General features: G+C 46.2%; 6 protein-coding genes, 14 tRNA genes, 3 rRNA genes and 2 pseudogenes. 2 read left to right on the top strand and 23 right to left on the bottom strand.

Annotated features, from left to right (window positions below; all coding sequences use genetic code 11):
* Window positions 1-12: 12 nt before the first annotated feature.
* Window positions 13-237: pseudogene (locus MKY75_RS04970) on the top strand (oxidoreductase); the annotation flags it as partial.
* A gap of 394 nt (window positions 238-631) precedes the next feature.
* Here MKY75_RS04970 and MKY75_RS04965 read toward each other — a convergent pair.
* From MKY75_RS04965 to MKY75_RS04870, 20 genes and pseudogenes are all read right to left on the bottom strand, one after another.
* Window positions 632-711: transfer RNA gene (locus MKY75_RS04965), tRNA-Leu, on the bottom strand.
* Window positions 712-723: 12 nt separating this feature from the next.
* A tRNA-Arg gene (locus tag MKY75_RS04960) sits at window positions 724-800 on the bottom strand.
* A 7-nt stretch (window positions 801-807) separates the two neighbouring features.
* Window positions 808-882 (bottom strand) — tRNA-Gly (locus tag MKY75_RS04955).
* Between the two features lie 10 nt (window positions 883-892).
* Window positions 893-973, bottom strand: a tRNA-Leu gene (locus tag MKY75_RS04950).
* 12 nt (window positions 974-985) lie between these two features.
* A tRNA-Lys gene (locus tag MKY75_RS04945) sits at window positions 986-1,061 on the bottom strand.
* 7 nt (window positions 1,062-1,068) lie between these two features.
* Window positions 1,069-1,154 (bottom strand) — tRNA-Tyr (locus MKY75_RS04940).
* A gap of 4 nt (window positions 1,155-1,158) precedes the next feature.
* Window positions 1,159-1,234, bottom strand: a tRNA-Thr gene (locus MKY75_RS04935).
* A 13-nt stretch (window positions 1,235-1,247) separates the two neighbouring features.
* Window positions 1,248-1,324: transfer RNA gene (locus MKY75_RS04930), tRNA-Asp, on the bottom strand.
* A gap of 26 nt (window positions 1,325-1,350) precedes the next feature.
* Window positions 1,351-1,424 (bottom strand) — tRNA-Met (locus MKY75_RS04925).
* A gap of 26 nt (window positions 1,425-1,450) precedes the next feature.
* Window positions 1,451-1,526, bottom strand: a tRNA-Val gene (locus MKY75_RS04920).
* A 10-nt stretch (window positions 1,527-1,536) separates the two neighbouring features.
* Window positions 1,537-1,608: transfer RNA gene (locus MKY75_RS04915), tRNA-Glu, on the bottom strand.
* Between the two features lie 20 nt (window positions 1,609-1,628).
* Window positions 1,629-1,720: transfer RNA gene (locus MKY75_RS04910), tRNA-Ser, on the bottom strand.
* Window positions 1,721-1,723: 3 nt separating this feature from the next.
* A tRNA-Asn gene (locus MKY75_RS04905) sits at window positions 1,724-1,799 on the bottom strand.
* Window positions 1,800-1,803: 4 nt separating this feature from the next.
* Window positions 1,804-1,879 (bottom strand) — tRNA-Ala (locus tag MKY75_RS04900).
* 70 nt (window positions 1,880-1,949) lie between these two features.
* A 5S ribosomal RNA gene (rrf, locus tag MKY75_RS04895) occupies window positions 1,950-2,066 on the bottom strand.
* Between the two features lie 151 nt (window positions 2,067-2,217).
* Window positions 2,218-5,142: ribosomal RNA gene (locus tag MKY75_RS04890) — 23S ribosomal RNA — on the bottom strand.
* 353 nt (window positions 5,143-5,495) lie between these two features.
* A 16S ribosomal RNA gene (locus MKY75_RS04885) occupies window positions 5,496-7,051 on the bottom strand.
* The 16S, 23S and 5S rRNA genes sit together here with 14 tRNA genes alongside, the layout of an rRNA operon.
* 1,224 nt (window positions 7,052-8,275) lie before the next feature.
* Window positions 8,276-9,028: an alpha/beta fold hydrolase gene (locus MKY75_RS04880; RefSeq protein ID WP_029517537.1), complete on the bottom strand. Its 753-nt coding sequence runs from the start codon at window positions 9,026-9,028 to the stop codon at window positions 8,276-8,278.
* Window positions 9,029-9,383: 355 nt separating this feature from the next.
* Window positions 9,384-10,129: pseudogene (locus MKY75_RS04875) on the bottom strand (formylglycine-generating enzyme family protein); the annotation flags it as partial.
* Between the two features lie 288 nt (window positions 10,130-10,417).
* Complete coding sequence (locus MKY75_RS04870) at window positions 10,418-11,056, bottom strand: glycoside hydrolase family 11 protein (protein ID WP_025720875.1); 639 nt, start codon at window positions 11,054-11,056, stop codon at window positions 10,418-10,420.
* A 763-nt stretch (window positions 11,057-11,819) separates the two neighbouring features.
* Between MKY75_RS04870 and MKY75_RS04865 the strand changes: the two genes are divergently transcribed.
* Window positions 11,820-11,897, top strand: a complete 78-nt coding sequence (locus tag MKY75_RS04865) for a hypothetical protein (RefSeq protein ID WP_340887063.1) — start codon at window positions 11,820-11,822, stop codon at window positions 11,895-11,897.
* 163 nt (window positions 11,898-12,060) lie between these two features.
* On the opposite strand, the gene MKY75_RS04860 is transcribed toward MKY75_RS04865, so the two are convergent.
* The 3 genes from MKY75_RS04860 to MKY75_RS04850 are packed head-to-tail and all read right to left on the bottom strand — an operon-like array spanning window position 12,061 to window position 14,744.
* Window positions 12,061-12,900: a hypothetical protein gene (locus tag MKY75_RS04860; RefSeq protein ID WP_340884505.1), complete on the bottom strand. Its 840-nt coding sequence runs from the start codon at window positions 12,898-12,900 to the stop codon at window positions 12,061-12,063.
* 1 nt (window position 12,901) lies between these two features.
* On the bottom strand, window positions 12,902-13,915 hold the full coding sequence (locus MKY75_RS04855; protein WP_029517539.1) for a peptidase U32 family protein: 1,014 nt from the start codon (window positions 13,913-13,915) through the stop codon (window positions 12,902-12,904).
* A 4-nt stretch (window positions 13,916-13,919) separates the two neighbouring features.
* On the bottom strand, window positions 13,920-14,744 hold the full coding sequence (locus MKY75_RS04850) for a hypothetical protein (protein ID WP_029517540.1): 825 nt from the start codon (window positions 14,742-14,744) through the stop codon (window positions 13,920-13,922).
* Window position 14,745: the final 1 nt, after the last annotated feature.

Below are 14,745 nucleotides of genomic sequence, written 5' to 3'. Positions count from 1 at the left end.
GGGATCTTCATTGAAGGTACGAACACCCGTACAGCAACTATCTATCCAGCAGCAATAAATACAGAATTGTTGACTACCATCACAGATAAGAATACTTTAAAAGGTGCAACTGCATTGTATGAACAACATGGTATTTCACCTGATCGAGTTGCCAATGTTGTTGCGTTCGCGATTGATCAGCCAGAAGATACGAACGTTAATGAGTTTACAATTGGACCAACAAGTCAACCTTGGTAAGTTCATCTTCTAAAGCGCAAAAGTCTGTCGAGTTTCCCAACAGACTTTTGTGCTTTCTGTGTTGAGTTGGTGAAGTAAACTTAAAACTAACTTGTCCGTTAGTTTAATAAAAAGAGCAGACTTGAAGCGCCTGCTCAACATTGTGTGTTATTTAACTATCGTTCCTCGTTAGTTGTACGCCCTATCTTAATAACGCAAAAGAACGGAGGAGATTGCCTTGGGGTTTCTACTGCTTGTAATGTCGATAGAAATAGTTTAAAAGTAAAAAAGGAGAGATGGCATAAAAATAAGCCATCTCTCCTTTTTCATCTATATAAAGCGGGTAATGGGAATCGGACCCACGCTACCAGCTTGGAAGGCTGAGTTTTACCATTGAGCTACATCCCGAAATAGATGCCGGTGAGAGGACTCGAACCTCCACGGTTTCCCTCACGATTTTGAGTCGCGCGCGTCTGCCAATTCCGCCACACCGGCTTATGAAGTTAATGGCGTCCCCTGAGAGATTCGAACTCCCGACCTTTTGATTCGTAGTCAAACGCTCTATCCAGCTGAGCTAAGGGGACTAATAAATGGAGCGGACGACGGGAATCGAACCCGCGACCCTCGCCTTGGCAAGGCGATGCTCTACCGCTGAGCCACGTCCGCAAAAACAAGATGCGCGTGGAGGGACTTGAACCCCCACGTCAAAGACGCTAGATCCTAAGTCTAGTGCGTCTGCCAATTCCGCCACACGCGCATACAATGATAATGGTGAGCCATGAAGGACTCGAACCTTCGACACCCTGATTAAAAGTCAGGTGCTCTACCAACTGAGCTAATGGCTCGTAAAACTGGTGGAGGATGATGGATTCGAACCACCGAACCCGTAAGGGAGCAGATTTACAGTCTGATGCGTTTGGCCACTTCGCTAATCCTCCAATATGGTGCCGGCGAGAGGACTTGAACCCCCAACCTACTGATTACAAGTCAGTTGCTCTACCAGTTGAGCTACACCGGCGTATTAAGTTAAATGGCGGAACCGACGGGATTCGAACACGCGATCTCCTGCGTGACAGGCAGGCATGTTAGGCCTCTACACCACGGTTCCAGAGGAAACTTCCTTAGTTGAAGTAATTGCGGGGGCAGGATTTGAACCTGCGACCTTCGGGTTATGAGCCCGACGAGCTACCGAACTGCTCCACCCCGCGACAGTAATAAATATTTATTTTTCAAATGGTGGAGGCTGAGGGGCTCGAACCCCCGACCCTCTGCTTGTAAGGCAGATGCTCTCCCAGCTGAGCTAAGCCTCCATACTGCTTATGACCCGTAGGGGATTCGAACCCCTGTTACCTCCGTGAAAGGGAGGTGTCTTAACCCCTTGACCAACGGGCCATATATCTATTATTAAGAGCTGGCGGAGAGAGAGGGATTCGAACCCTCGAGACGCTTTTGGCGCCTACACGATTTCCAATCGTGCTCCTTCGGCCAACTCGGACACCTCTCCACATGGCTCCCCGAACAGGACTCGAACCTGTGACAACTCGATTAACAGTCGAGTGCTCTACCAACTGAGCTATCAGGGAATATTGGTGGAGCCAAGGGGGATCGAACCCCTGACCTCCTGCGTGCAAGGCAGGCGCTCTCCCAGCTGAGCTATAGCCCCATCTAAAAAATCATTTTTGTATGTATAATCAATAGCCTGATAGGCGAAAAAAAATCCCCATTATGGGGTTGCTTGGCGACGTCCTACTCTCCCAGGACCCTGCGGTCCAAGTACCATCGGCGCTGGAGGGCTTAACGGTCGTGTTCGGGATGGGTACGTGTGGAACCCCTCCGCTATCGCCACCAAACATGAATTTGCTATGCAAATTCTATCGTACGGTTATTCGCTTCACGATATATCGTGTGAACGAATAGCCATGCATTTGTTGTATGTCACTTGTACATACGTTCAAGGTTACACCCTGAAAACTGGATCCGAAACTCATTTGCGTTTTATCTTAGGATAAGCCCTCGACCGATTAGTATTGGTCAGCTCCATGCATTACTGCACTTCCACCCCCAACCTATCTACCTCGTCGTCTTCAAGGGGTCTTACATACTGGGAAATCTCATCTTGAGGGGGGCTTCACGCTTAGATGCTTTCAGCGCTTATCCCTTCCGTACATAGCTACCCAGCGGTGCTCCTGGCGGAACAACTGGTACACCAGCGGTACGTCCATCCCGGTCCTCTCGTACTAAGGACAGCTCCTCTCAAATTTCCTACGCCCACGACAGATAGGGACCGAACTGTCTCACGACGTTCTGAACCCAGCTCGCGTACCGCTTTAATGGGCGAACAGCCCAACCCTTGGGACCTACTTCAGCCCCAGGATGCGATGAGCCGACATCGAGGTGCCAAACCTCCCCGTCGATGTGGACTCTTGGGGGAGATAAGCCTGTTATCCCCAGGGTAGCTTTTATCCGTTGAGCGATGGCCCTTCCATGCGGTACCACCGGATCACTAAGCCCGACTTTCGTCCCTGCTCGACTTGTAGGTCTCGCAGTCAAGCTCCCTTCTGCCTTTGCACTCTTCGAATGATTTCCAACCATTCTGAGGGAACCTTGGGGCGCCTCCGTTACTCTTTAGGAGGCGACCGCCCCAGTCAAACTGCCCACCTGACACTGTCCTCGCACCGGTTCACGGTACCAAGTTAGAACCTAGATACGATCAGGGTGGTATCCCAAGGATGCCTCCCTTCAAGCTGGCGCTCAAAGTTCTACGGCTCCCACCTATCCTGTACAGATCGTACCCAAATTCAATATCAAGCTGCAGTAAAGCTCCATGGGGTCTTTCCGTCTTGTCGCGGGTAACCTGCATCTTCACAGGTATTAAAATTTCACCGGATCTCTCGTTGAGACAGCGCCCAAGTCGTTACGCCATTCGTGCGGGTCAGAATTTACCTGACAAGGAATTTCGCTACCTTAGGACCGTTATAGTTACGGCCGCCGTTTACTGGGGCTTCGGTTCATAGCTTCGCCCGAAGGCTTACCACTCCCCTTAACCTTCCAGCACCGGGCAGGCGTCAGCCCGTATACTTCGCCTTGCGGCTTCGCACAGACCTGTGTTTTTGCTAAACAGTCGCTTGGGCCTTTTCACTGCGGCCCCCTCGGGCTATTCACCCTACCGAGGCACCCCTTCTCCCGAAGTTACGGGGTCATTTTGCCGAGTTCCTTAACGAGAGTTCTTCCGCGCGCCTTAGAATTCTCTTCTCGCCTACCTGTGTCGGTTTGCGGTACGGGCACCTTCTCCTGGCTAGAGGCTTTTCTTGGCAGTCTGAGATCATGACCTTCGCTACTACAATTTTCGCTCCCCATCACAGCCCAGCCTTACGATGTGCGGATTTGCCTACACATCAGCCTCACTGCTTAGACGGACATCCATCCGTCCGCGTCACTACCCTACTGCGTCACCCCATCGCTCATAACGGATTACGGTGGTACAGGAATTTCGACCTGTTGTCCTTCGACTACGCCTATCGGCCTCGCCTTAGGTCCCGACTTACCCTGAGCGGACGAACCTTCCTCAGGAACCCTTAGGCTTTCGGCGGATCTGATTCTCACAGATCTTTTCGTTACTCATACCGGCATTCTCACTTGAATGCAGTCCAGCGCTCCTTACGGTACACCTTCAACCCGCATTCAACGCTCCCCTACCCCTGATGCAAGCATCAAGCCATAGCTTCGGTGGTGTGTTTAGCCCCGTTACATTTTCGGCGCAGAGTCACTCGACCAGTGAGCTATTACGCACTCTTTCAATGGTGGCTGCTTCTAAGCCAACATCCTGGTTGTCTGTGCAACTCCACATCCTTTCCCACTTAACACACACTTGGGGACCTTAGCTGATGGTCTGGGCTGTTTCCCTTTCGACAATGGATCTTAGCACTCACTGTCTGACTCCCGGAACTAAATCTATGGCATTCGGAGTTTGACTGAGCTTGGTAACCCTTGCGGGCCCCGCACCCAATCAGTGCTCTACCTCCACGATTCTTCTTTCCGAGGCTAGCCCTAAAGCTATTTCGGGGAGAACCAGCTATCTCCGGGTTCGATTGGAATTTCTCCGCTACCCCCACCTCATCCCCGCATTTTTCAACATGCGTGGGTTCGGGCCTCCAGTGCGTGTTACCGCACCTTCACCCTGGACAGGGGTAGATCACCCGGTTTCGGGTCTACGTCCACGTACTCATTCGCCCTATTCAGACTCGCTTTCGCTGCGGCTTCAGCTCTTCACCTTAACCTTGCACGGGAACGTAACTCGCCGGTTCATTCTACAAAAGGCACGCCATCACCCCTAGATCGGGCTCTGACTTCTTGTAAGCACACGGTTTCAGGATCTATTTCACTCCCCTTCCGGGGTGCTTTTCACCTTTCCCTCACGGTACTGCTTCACTATCGGTCGCCAGGGAGTATTTAGCCTTGGCAGATGGTCCTGCCGGATTCATACGGGGTTTCACGTGCCCCGCACTACTCGGGATCCGTCTCGGAGGGAACAAGTTTTGAACTACAGGGCTTTTACCTTCTCTGGCGGGCCTTTCCAGACCTCTTCATCTAACCGGTTCCTTTGTAACTCCATATGAGACGTCCCACAACCCCAAGGAGCAAGCTCCTTGGTTTGGGCTAATCCGCGTTCGCTCGCCGCTACTGACGGAATCACTATTGTTTTCTCTTCCTCAGGGTACTTAGATGTTTCAGTTCCCCTGGTCTGCCTCTATTCTGCCTATGTATTCAGCAGAAAGTGACTGTCGATGAAGACAGCCGGGTTTCCCCATTCGGACATCCCCGGATCAAAGCTTGCTTACAGCTCCCCGAGGCCTTATCGTTGTTCGCCACGTCCTTCGTCGGCTCCTGGCGCCTAGGCATCCTCCGTGTGCTCTTTGTAGCTTAACCTAGTATTTACATCGTAAATACGATTTGCTTTGAATTTCGGTTCAACACTTACGTGTGAATGAAATTCAAGGCAGCTACCTTTATTTCACTTGTTTACACAAGATCAGCTTAAAGGAATATTCTAAAACGCAATTTCGTTTCGGTATCCAGTTTTCAAGGTGCAATTCGCTTCATCGAAGCGAAACCCGATGAATATTTCGGTTCCACACGAATGTGTGAATGAAGTATTCGTCGAAGCTTGAGAGTTTGAGCTCTCAAAACTGAGCAACGAGTGAGTAACAGGCCTAAACCTGAGTTTTGAAGCTAATGCTTCAAAATTGAATGTTTCCGTTGCAGGAAACGATTCTCCATAGAAAGGAGGTGATCCAGCCGCACCTTCCGATACGGCTACCTTGTTACGACTTCACCCCAATCATCTACCCCACCTTCGGCGGCTGGCTCCCTTGCGGGTTACCCCACCGACTTCGGGTGTTGTAAACTCTCGTGGTGTGACGGGCGGTGTGTACAAGACCCGGGAACGTATTCACCGCGGCATGCTGATCCGCGATTACTAGCAATTCCGACTTCATGTAGGCGAGTTGCAGCCTACAATCCGAACTGAGACCGGCTTTTCTAGGATTGGCTCCACCTCGCGATTTCGCTTCCCGTTGTACCGGCCATTGTAGTACGTGTGTAGCCCAGGTCATAAGGGGCATGATGATTTGACGTCATCCCCACCTTCCTCCGGTTTGTCACCGGCAGTCTGCTTAGAGTGCCCAGCTTGACCTGCTGGCAACTAAGCATAAGGGTTGCGCTCGTTGCGGGACTTAACCCAACATCTCACGACACGAGCTGACGACAACCATGCACCACCTGTCTCCTCTGTCCCGAAGGAAAGCCATATCTCTACAGCGGTCAGAGGGATGTCAAGACCTGGTAAGGTTCTTCGCGTTGCTTCGAATTAAACCACATACTCCACTGCTTGTGCGGGTCCCCGTCAATTCCTTTGAGTTTCAGTCTTGCGACCGTACTCCCCAGGCGGAATGCTTAATGTGTTAACTTCGGCACCAAGGGTATCGAAACCCCTAACACCTAGCATTCATCGTTTACGGCGTGGACTACCAGGGTATCTAATCCTGTTTGCTCCCCACGCTTTCGCGCCTCAGCGTCAGTTACAGCCCAGAGAGTCGCCTTCGCCACTGGTGTTCCTCCACATCTCTACGCATTTCACCGCTACACGTGGAATTCCACTCTCCTCTTCTGCACTCAAGCTCCCCAGTTTCCAGTGCGACCCGAAGTTGAGCCTCGGGATTAAACACCAGACTTAAAGAGCCGCCTGCGCGCGCTTTACGCCCAATAATTCCGGACAACGCTTGCCCCCTACGTATTACCGCGGCTGCTGGCACGTAGTTAGCCGGGGCTTTCTTCTCAGGTACCGTCACTCTTGTAGCAGTTACTCTACAAGACGTTCTTCCCTGGCAACAGAGCTTTACGATCCGAAAACCTTCATCACTCACGCGGCGTTGCTCCGTCAGGCTTTCGCCCATTGCGGAAGATTCCCTACTGCTGCCTCCCGTAGGAGTCTGGGCCGTGTCTCAGTCCCAGTGTGGCCGATCACCCTCTCAGGTCGGCTACGCATCGTCGCCTTGGTAGGCCTTTACCCCACCAACTAGCTAATGCGCCGCAGGCCCATCCACAAGTGACAGATTGCTCCGTCTTTCCTCCTTCGCCCATGCAGGAAAAGGATGTATCGGGTATTAGCTACCGTTTCCGGTAGTTATCCCTGTCTTGTGGGCAGGTTGCCTACGTGTTACTCACCCGTCCGCCGCTAGGTTATGTAGAAGCAAGCTTCTACATAACCCCGCTCGACTTGCATGTATTAGGCACGCCGCCAGCGTTCGTCCTGAGCCAGGATCAAACTCTCCATTAAAGACCAACCGAAGCTGGTTTATAGAAAGAGCGATAAGCTCATTTTGAAACTGACGAGATAAAAAATATCTCTTGTTTGATTTTGCGAACAAAATCGTTTTACTCACTCGTTGTTCAGTTTTCAAAGATCAATCACTTCCGGACATATCAACACCCGGATAAATAATATATCATACTTCGACGATTCATGCTACTGGTAAATAATACCTCGTAGGTAATCCTTTGAATTTTTGAAGTCCATCTAACTATTACATCACAGCCTATCTTACGGCCAGATACATAATATATCATTTAAGTTTGCTGATTACTACATGTAAATTATACCAATTAACAACCGAGTTATCAAAATCAGTTCTATTACTGTACTGCTTATACTTTCGAATTTGTTTTTCTCCATTAAAAGGTACCGTGAATCTTTGACCATATCTACTGCATCCGATAAATGCTTTTCATGAATAGCATTTAGATATCTTGTGACGACTTTTTGGGCACCATGCTCTTGATCAACAGTAGCGTCGAAAGTAGCTTGGTATTTGGCCGACCGACACACAAACATAAGCCATATCTACTATATGATGCATCCCCCTTTCAGTTCCAAAAAAGGGACCATTAATACGAAACGTTCCAATAATTATTTATACACATTTGGGGGACGTGAAATAGAGTAATTCATTCTCGTTCCTATAAGCATGCTTTTAGGAACGAGAATGAATTGTAATTTTTTACATTATTGAGGTATCGCCTGCAAACGCGGATTTACAACGTTAAGGAGCCTTATATTGAATTTCGTTAATCCTCCTTTAATAATTGGATACTAACCCACATCATTTAAGGCAGATTTATTGATCCAATCGGCCTCAACTGGTATGTTGGTCCTACTAGGCCTAACATAAAATAAAAAAGGCTGCCACGGCAACCTTTTTGTTTCAACTTAACTTAATGTACCCGTTAGTTCAATTAAACACTTTCTGATTTTTGGTGGAAAGCGTTAATCTTCTTTTGATGGTCGGTACGTCAATTCAACTGCTCCCTAATGTAAGGTCTTGGTATAGACATGCTTGAGAGACATCGTGTTGATGTTATCTGTAAACATCCGCTTTCCACTCATCCGCCGCTTCCAAGCACCAAGATGTTTCTTCCGGGTTGCCCTTTAAGTTTCAAAACTTCTTATCATCCATTATAATACTTTGATTCAAGAGATGCCCAATCTATTCACGTATGGTCCTCACCTGTGACAAAACTGTCGGATGCTATTAGCTAGTTTCTCCGCATGAGTAAGGACAAGCATATGATCGGCTCCTTTGATTTCGGCAAACCTAATTGCAGGTACACGCTTGAAGTGCTCGGCGATATTGTACATATCCGGCCATTCTATGGTTCCTTGTATAAATAACGTACTCGCTGCAACCTTTTCTAAACGTTCAATCGAAGGCGCCTCTGGCCAAAGGACCTCAAAGCTTCTCCACTCGGTGAATACCCTTGTCATGTAGTGATTATGCATTTCAGTCAAAAAACTTCGATGGTGGCTAGCCATCGTAGCCCGATAGATCGGTGCGGCTAAGGACAACTCTACAAGTCTTGTAATATCGGGAGCGACCGCATTCACCGATGTCATATAATTGGTAAATTCTTGCGAATATGCAAATCCCGTTAATGAAGGGGCAATTACCACTAGCCGCTCAACCATAGAAGGATATGATAACGTAAAATCAGTCGCGACTTGCCCACCGATGGAATGGCCAACAAGTGTGACAAGATCCAGTCCGAGATGTTCAAGAAGTTTGCGCAAATCCTCCACAAGTGAAGTCGGCTCTTGCATAGCAGGTGAGCGGCCGGTTCCTCGACCATCGAAGGTAATGATCTTGAATGATTTTGCCAGTCCAGGCACCATATATCTCCATACCCTTGAGTCGACACCTCCCGAGTGAATCATGACTATAGGGACTCCATTCCCCTCGATTTCGTAAAAAAGTTCCACCTTGTCCCTCTCCCCAATGTGGTAATATTTTCCTGATTACCATTTTAGCCATGGCTGAACATACAGTCTATATTAAAAAGATATCCACTATGAAGTCACTTTGAATAACTGCCCGTCGCTTAATTAATGCCTCGTCATCTTGTGTATAGAGGACGAGAGCTGCTGGGATTATGCGAAAAGTGATGAACAAACATGGCGGAGACATATCCTGGACCATCTTCTACTCAACATGCCCAAAATATTTTTTAAGCCTCTAAATCCCTCTCTTTGTCAGCAGAAAATAAAGTATTAGACTGGCTCTATAAATTGAACAGCGACAGCCGAGGACAAAAAATAAAGTCCTAGACGGTCGCTGTCCACCACCCTTCACAACCCGGTAGAAACCGCTTTCGCTATCCAAGTCTCCATACCAGTCCCAACACCATTCTCTTACGTTGCCAGACATATCGTAGTAAATTCCTAACTCGTCGTTGGGTTTCCGGGTATCGATTGATTTTGTTTTATTATTGTTGCTCTCTATAATAAGCCAGTTCCAGTCTCCAGATAAGTATTTGTCTCCGGCGTTTTTCCAATACCATTCGACCTCGTCAGCATTATTGCTTCCGCTGTATGTGTAGCCCTTGCTCGCCTGACCTCCGTCTGCAGCATATTCCCACTCCAATTCTGTAGGCAATCGGCAACCGTTAGCTCCCTCATTAATCGTTACTGTCCATTTTATATTATCGTTATCATTCTTATTTAGTCGGGTCTTTTATTATCCTTGTCTATGTTGTAATACGGTTTTAAGCCCTCTCGTATACCTCTTTGATTACAGTACTCCACAACGTCATACCAACTCACCATTTCTACTGGCAAACTGTCGCCAATGAATACCAAGGGATTACTTCCCATGACTTCAACCCACTCTTTTTGAACTACTTCATATTTGTTGATATAAAAGTTCGATAGGGCCACGCTTTTTCCAGAGTTGTTGTACTTGTTGTTCTGAAAAGTCCCACCTTCCACGAATACAAGGTTATCCCTTTTCTCAGGCTTATCTTGCGAACAAGCGCTGATCACAACCATTGGTGCTATTAAAAGGAAAATTAATAGCTTTCTCATTGATATATCCCCTTTAAGCTGATAGGGAAAATGATAGGCCATGACGGCCCGCAATTCGCCTCCAGCAGCGTCGAAGGCCGTTCGTCTAGCAGATAACGGCCTGCAACGCATCCGCACTGACGGATAGACTGGAGGAGAACGGCCATCGGCCTGTCTACAATGCTTAGAGATCAGTGTTTCCTCCATGGACCAATTCGTGTAAATCCTATCAGACAGCTTTCGGAACCCGTTTATCCCGTGAGACAGCCCCAACCGCGCCTGTTCGTTGAACAGCTTGCAGTTAAGTGGTTACCACACCGTTACGTTAGAACTCCCGCTACTCTGATACCCCTCTGTCGCCAACACCTGGTAAGACCAGTTACTTCCCAGATTCATTCCTTTGCTCGCCCACGCTTTCACGTGGTTGCTGAAAGTGATCGTGGAGTTGCCCCCGGTCGGTCTCTTCGACTGTCGAACACTCCAGTACTGAATAAACGTCGTTTTTTGGCCTTCAATGGAAGGTGCGTCGTATCGCATTGTTGTGTAGATGTCATATGTGCCCCCATCACTGGTCACCGTACCTTTATACGTTCCGGTAGGTCGATAAGTCCCCCAGCTATCAACGACGTAATATTCAATGAGTGAGTTTCTCGTCCACCCGTAGAGAGCCAAATATCCATTACCGGACGGCGCCCAGACACCGGCATTGTAGTTAATCGTTCTGTTTGGCGATCCAGTAGTCCAGCCTTTGCCGACAACAAAATTCCCGGTATCCTTCCATGTTACGCTGTAATTACCGCCTGATCCATTTACAGCATTGACCGTCCCGCCGCCATCGGTCCAATTTTGCCAATAGTCTGTCGCTGCACTTGAGGTTGTTGCAAACAACCCAAAACTCATGGAAGCTGCAAGAACTACCGTCATCATTTTCTTACTAAACTTAAACATACTCTACCTCCTAAAATTTTGTATTTGTCCCATACACTTGCTTGTTGGTTGATTCTCTTTGCAGTATATCACCTATCCGTGCCATATTCCGTATTTTTTTACTTTAACCTCCTTTCTGAGTGAAATTATAGAATAATAGCGTTTGCATATAAACCTAGCAAATTAAAGCTTTAACTCTATTATGTTTAGCTTTCTTTGAAATTTTAGAACCCGTCGAGGGTAACAATAGATACCGAGTCCCGTAACGTTGAAAGAAGGGCTTGGCTGCTTTTAATTAATTCGAGCAATATGCGAATCCATTTTTTATGTTTTCCTTTTTAGCTATTCACCTAATCAGCAACGATACCAAGTTCTTGTCCCTTTCGGCAATGGAATCAAGTCTTTTACTCCGACACCTTTGTAGTCTTTTGTTGTTGAGGATTTTCCATTGGTTCAAAATCGGGTCAGTCCCATCACCGCGGGAGCTTTATTTCTGGAATTATTCATTTTACCTTTAACGTTTAGGATTACCTGTCTGACCAAGAATAAATTCAATGCTCACCTTATATGTAGCTTCCACATGTAGTGAACTTTGGCTTGGGTGATGGATTTACGTGAGGATAAAGACTTAGCAAAACAGAATTTATAGAGAGGAAATGGCGTCCCAGTGAACGAATAAAGTCAACCGACCCTGAGTCTCAAAAAGTGAATTAAAAAATTAGTGATCTTATGGAGATGCTAAAAAAATAAACTACCAGCAGTCGATTTTGAACAAATTGAAGTCATGCTTGATTTACTAAGCGAATCAACTTCCCTACACTCGGCAGCAGCGTTCATCCACGGCTATCGAACGGGGCATTAACGATGATTGAAGTGTTTAGCGGGAACACGAGTTTATACCAAAACGAGTGTGAAGGAACCAGTAATGGATAGGAAGATTTAACGAATGAGTTCAGAAAAGAGCAGCGAGGTTAGACCACCTGCTCTTTCAAAATAAAAGCGGGCAAACCACTCCGATCTAGTATTTATAGTACCTGAGTTATAATTCGTGAATACTCCGCTAAATTGACGGGAAGCTTGGCGTTTTCGTAATAAAGAGAGTTTCCTTTTAATATAATATCTTTTTTCATCACATCATTATAGAGGACTGTTTGACAAGTCTTGCAGCTCTTATTGCATAATGATGACGTTTTCCACTCAGACATAGATGACTTGCTATACAGGATGCTGGAAAAACATCTTCGGGCAGTTGTAATGTGTACGTAAGGGTATACTAATTCCCTGCTAAAAGGGAGCACATCAGTATCAGCATCATCAATATCATTATTATTTACCAGATCATGATTGTCTTTGATATCCAGCTTATTACCTTGTATTCTATTATCATATTGAATAGCAGAAATTTTATATTTACGCATGAACCTAATATTGGGGACAAACCCTCCCGCAGTATTCTGTAAGGCAATTTTCGAATCATCATCAAGCTTGGGAAAATAGTTTGCAATAGAAGGACTTTTTTTAGCTTTATTCAGTAGTCTACCTAAAATAAGTTTAAAGCGGCCGGGATAATGATTTTCAATAAAATACAACATTCCGAAATCATTAACCACCAACTCATCAAAAATAGATGCTTCACTTACTTCCTTTAAGATGTTCACAATCGTGTTCATACTTTCATCCGTCATATAAGGAGTAATCAAGGTTAGCTTCATGTCGTGCTGCTCACAAAAGCTGATAACTGATTTTAGCTCCCTTACTGTTAAGAAAGTACGCGGGCAAAACTCCTGTCCATAATACAGACGCTGATACTGGTTCTCCACATTCGTTAATTTACGCAGGTCGTCAACCATCATCGCTTTTTCCATATTATACACTCCCCTGAACATTATGAATGCCATTTACATGGTCCAGAATTTCCGGGTAGTAGCAATGTGTAATCAATTGATCGTTTTTCCAGCTATTCTGACATATTTGCGAAGAAATCATGTGATGGTACTCTTCGAAGTTTGCCACCTCGCCGCATAAATCTATCGCTGATTTTATCATCCTGATATCACTTAAAACCTGACTTCTGTCTGAAGCTCTCCCGACCAATTTCAAGCTATCAACCGATAATTGGTTCAGATAATATAAGCTGCACACACCACAGTCACCCTTATTGTCTAAAATCCAGTTTAGCTTTTTCTCCAGCAGTGGTACATCATACGGTATGGGCGTAATACTCTCAATAACCTGATATCTCAAAACACATGGAGGATTAAAAATGACCCCATCATTGTTATTCATAAATCGAGTCCCATGCACAAAATTACAAAAGCCATCTATATAAGTACAGCCTTCATTTTTGATAAAAACCTCAAACTCTGTATTTGGTGAGCTTTCAATTATGATTTTCATTTCTGCCATGGACAAGGAACGGGGCAAAATAAGCCGATCCGCATGAAATTCTTTGGTGTACATTTCTGCTGTGTAACAGTTAAAAATCGTGCCGCCTGTACTGATATGCACATCCACATTCGTTTTCTTATCCGCAAAATAACCGGCCAAGCCCAAATCAGCAAAAATAATAGCATCCACTTCACAACGAACAGCTTGCTCCAAATAGTAATCCAGGATACCAAGCTGCTGGTTGTTATAGCAGTGTTCGTTCATCGTAAAAAATACCTGGCACCCATGAGCATGCGCTATATTCACGACCTCCGCAAGTTCAGCAAAACTGGAAAAGTTCGCATCAGGCCAAGGTCTGCGATTCAAGGCAACGATATAGTTATACCGATCCAACCATTGTTCATCAATGACGCCACAATAAAATTCTTCGGCTCCGGCCTGAATAAAAGGCACTAAATCATCAATGGTCACTAATCCTGTACAAATTCGCATATGTCTACTCCTTTACCAGAATTCCAGCCGATTTTTCAGCCAGATGATGACTAATGATCGCTTTCAACAAAACAATTGTAAACTCCCGAAACAGGACACATGCATTGCTCTGAAGCTGATTAATCAATAAATTGCAACGTCCTCCGCACATATATCTTGAAAAACAACTTTTACAAGGTGCCAAATCGTCCACAGAATCGATACATCCTATCTCGTCGCTTGATTTCTCCAAGCCCGCCTTAGCATATCTATTGCAGCGAAAAAGCGCTCCATCACCATTTACTTGAAAAGAATGTACCCCAGCTTCGCAGGGAAACAATTGGGTTTGATTCGAGTCCAACATACTCAGCATTTTTGCAATATACTCATACTCATTTAATTCACCATAAGAAGGATGGGTATGACGCAAGTTTTTAATGTGGTTTTCTCCCTCTTGCAATTCCTCCTCCGAATACAAGGGACTACAGCCCCTGTGCCATTTTTGTAGAAAAAAATCCAGGTAAGCTGTTGGGCTACTAGGTCTGTAGTCTGCAACGAATTCAGGACGTTCCAGCGGTCCTTCAATTACACTGAAATCAGTCAGATGTAACCTGCGCGCAAGCTGGGCAATTTCGGCCTGAGCCTTGTCCGTGTTTTCCAGTTGATAAACACGCTCTATTTTCACAAAATTAGAAAGGTCATTTGCTCTTTTATGATGTTTAAATTCCGAGCTATAACTGTAATCCGTGACTTCTGAGTAGGGGTTCTCCCTATGAAAATGACCATTTTCGATATCATAGCTAAAAACAGCTTTTGGGGAAACGCGAATTAAGATGACCTCGGTATTCATC

It is taken from the genome of Paenibacillus sp. FSL L8-0663, assembly GCF_038008125.1.
GTDB classification, from domain to species: domain Bacteria; phylum Bacillota; class Bacilli; order Paenibacillales; family Paenibacillaceae; genus Paenibacillus; species Paenibacillus polymyxa_D.
Note: the sequence above shows the minus strand (reverse complement) of the source record. Positions and strands in the feature narration are given on the sequence as shown.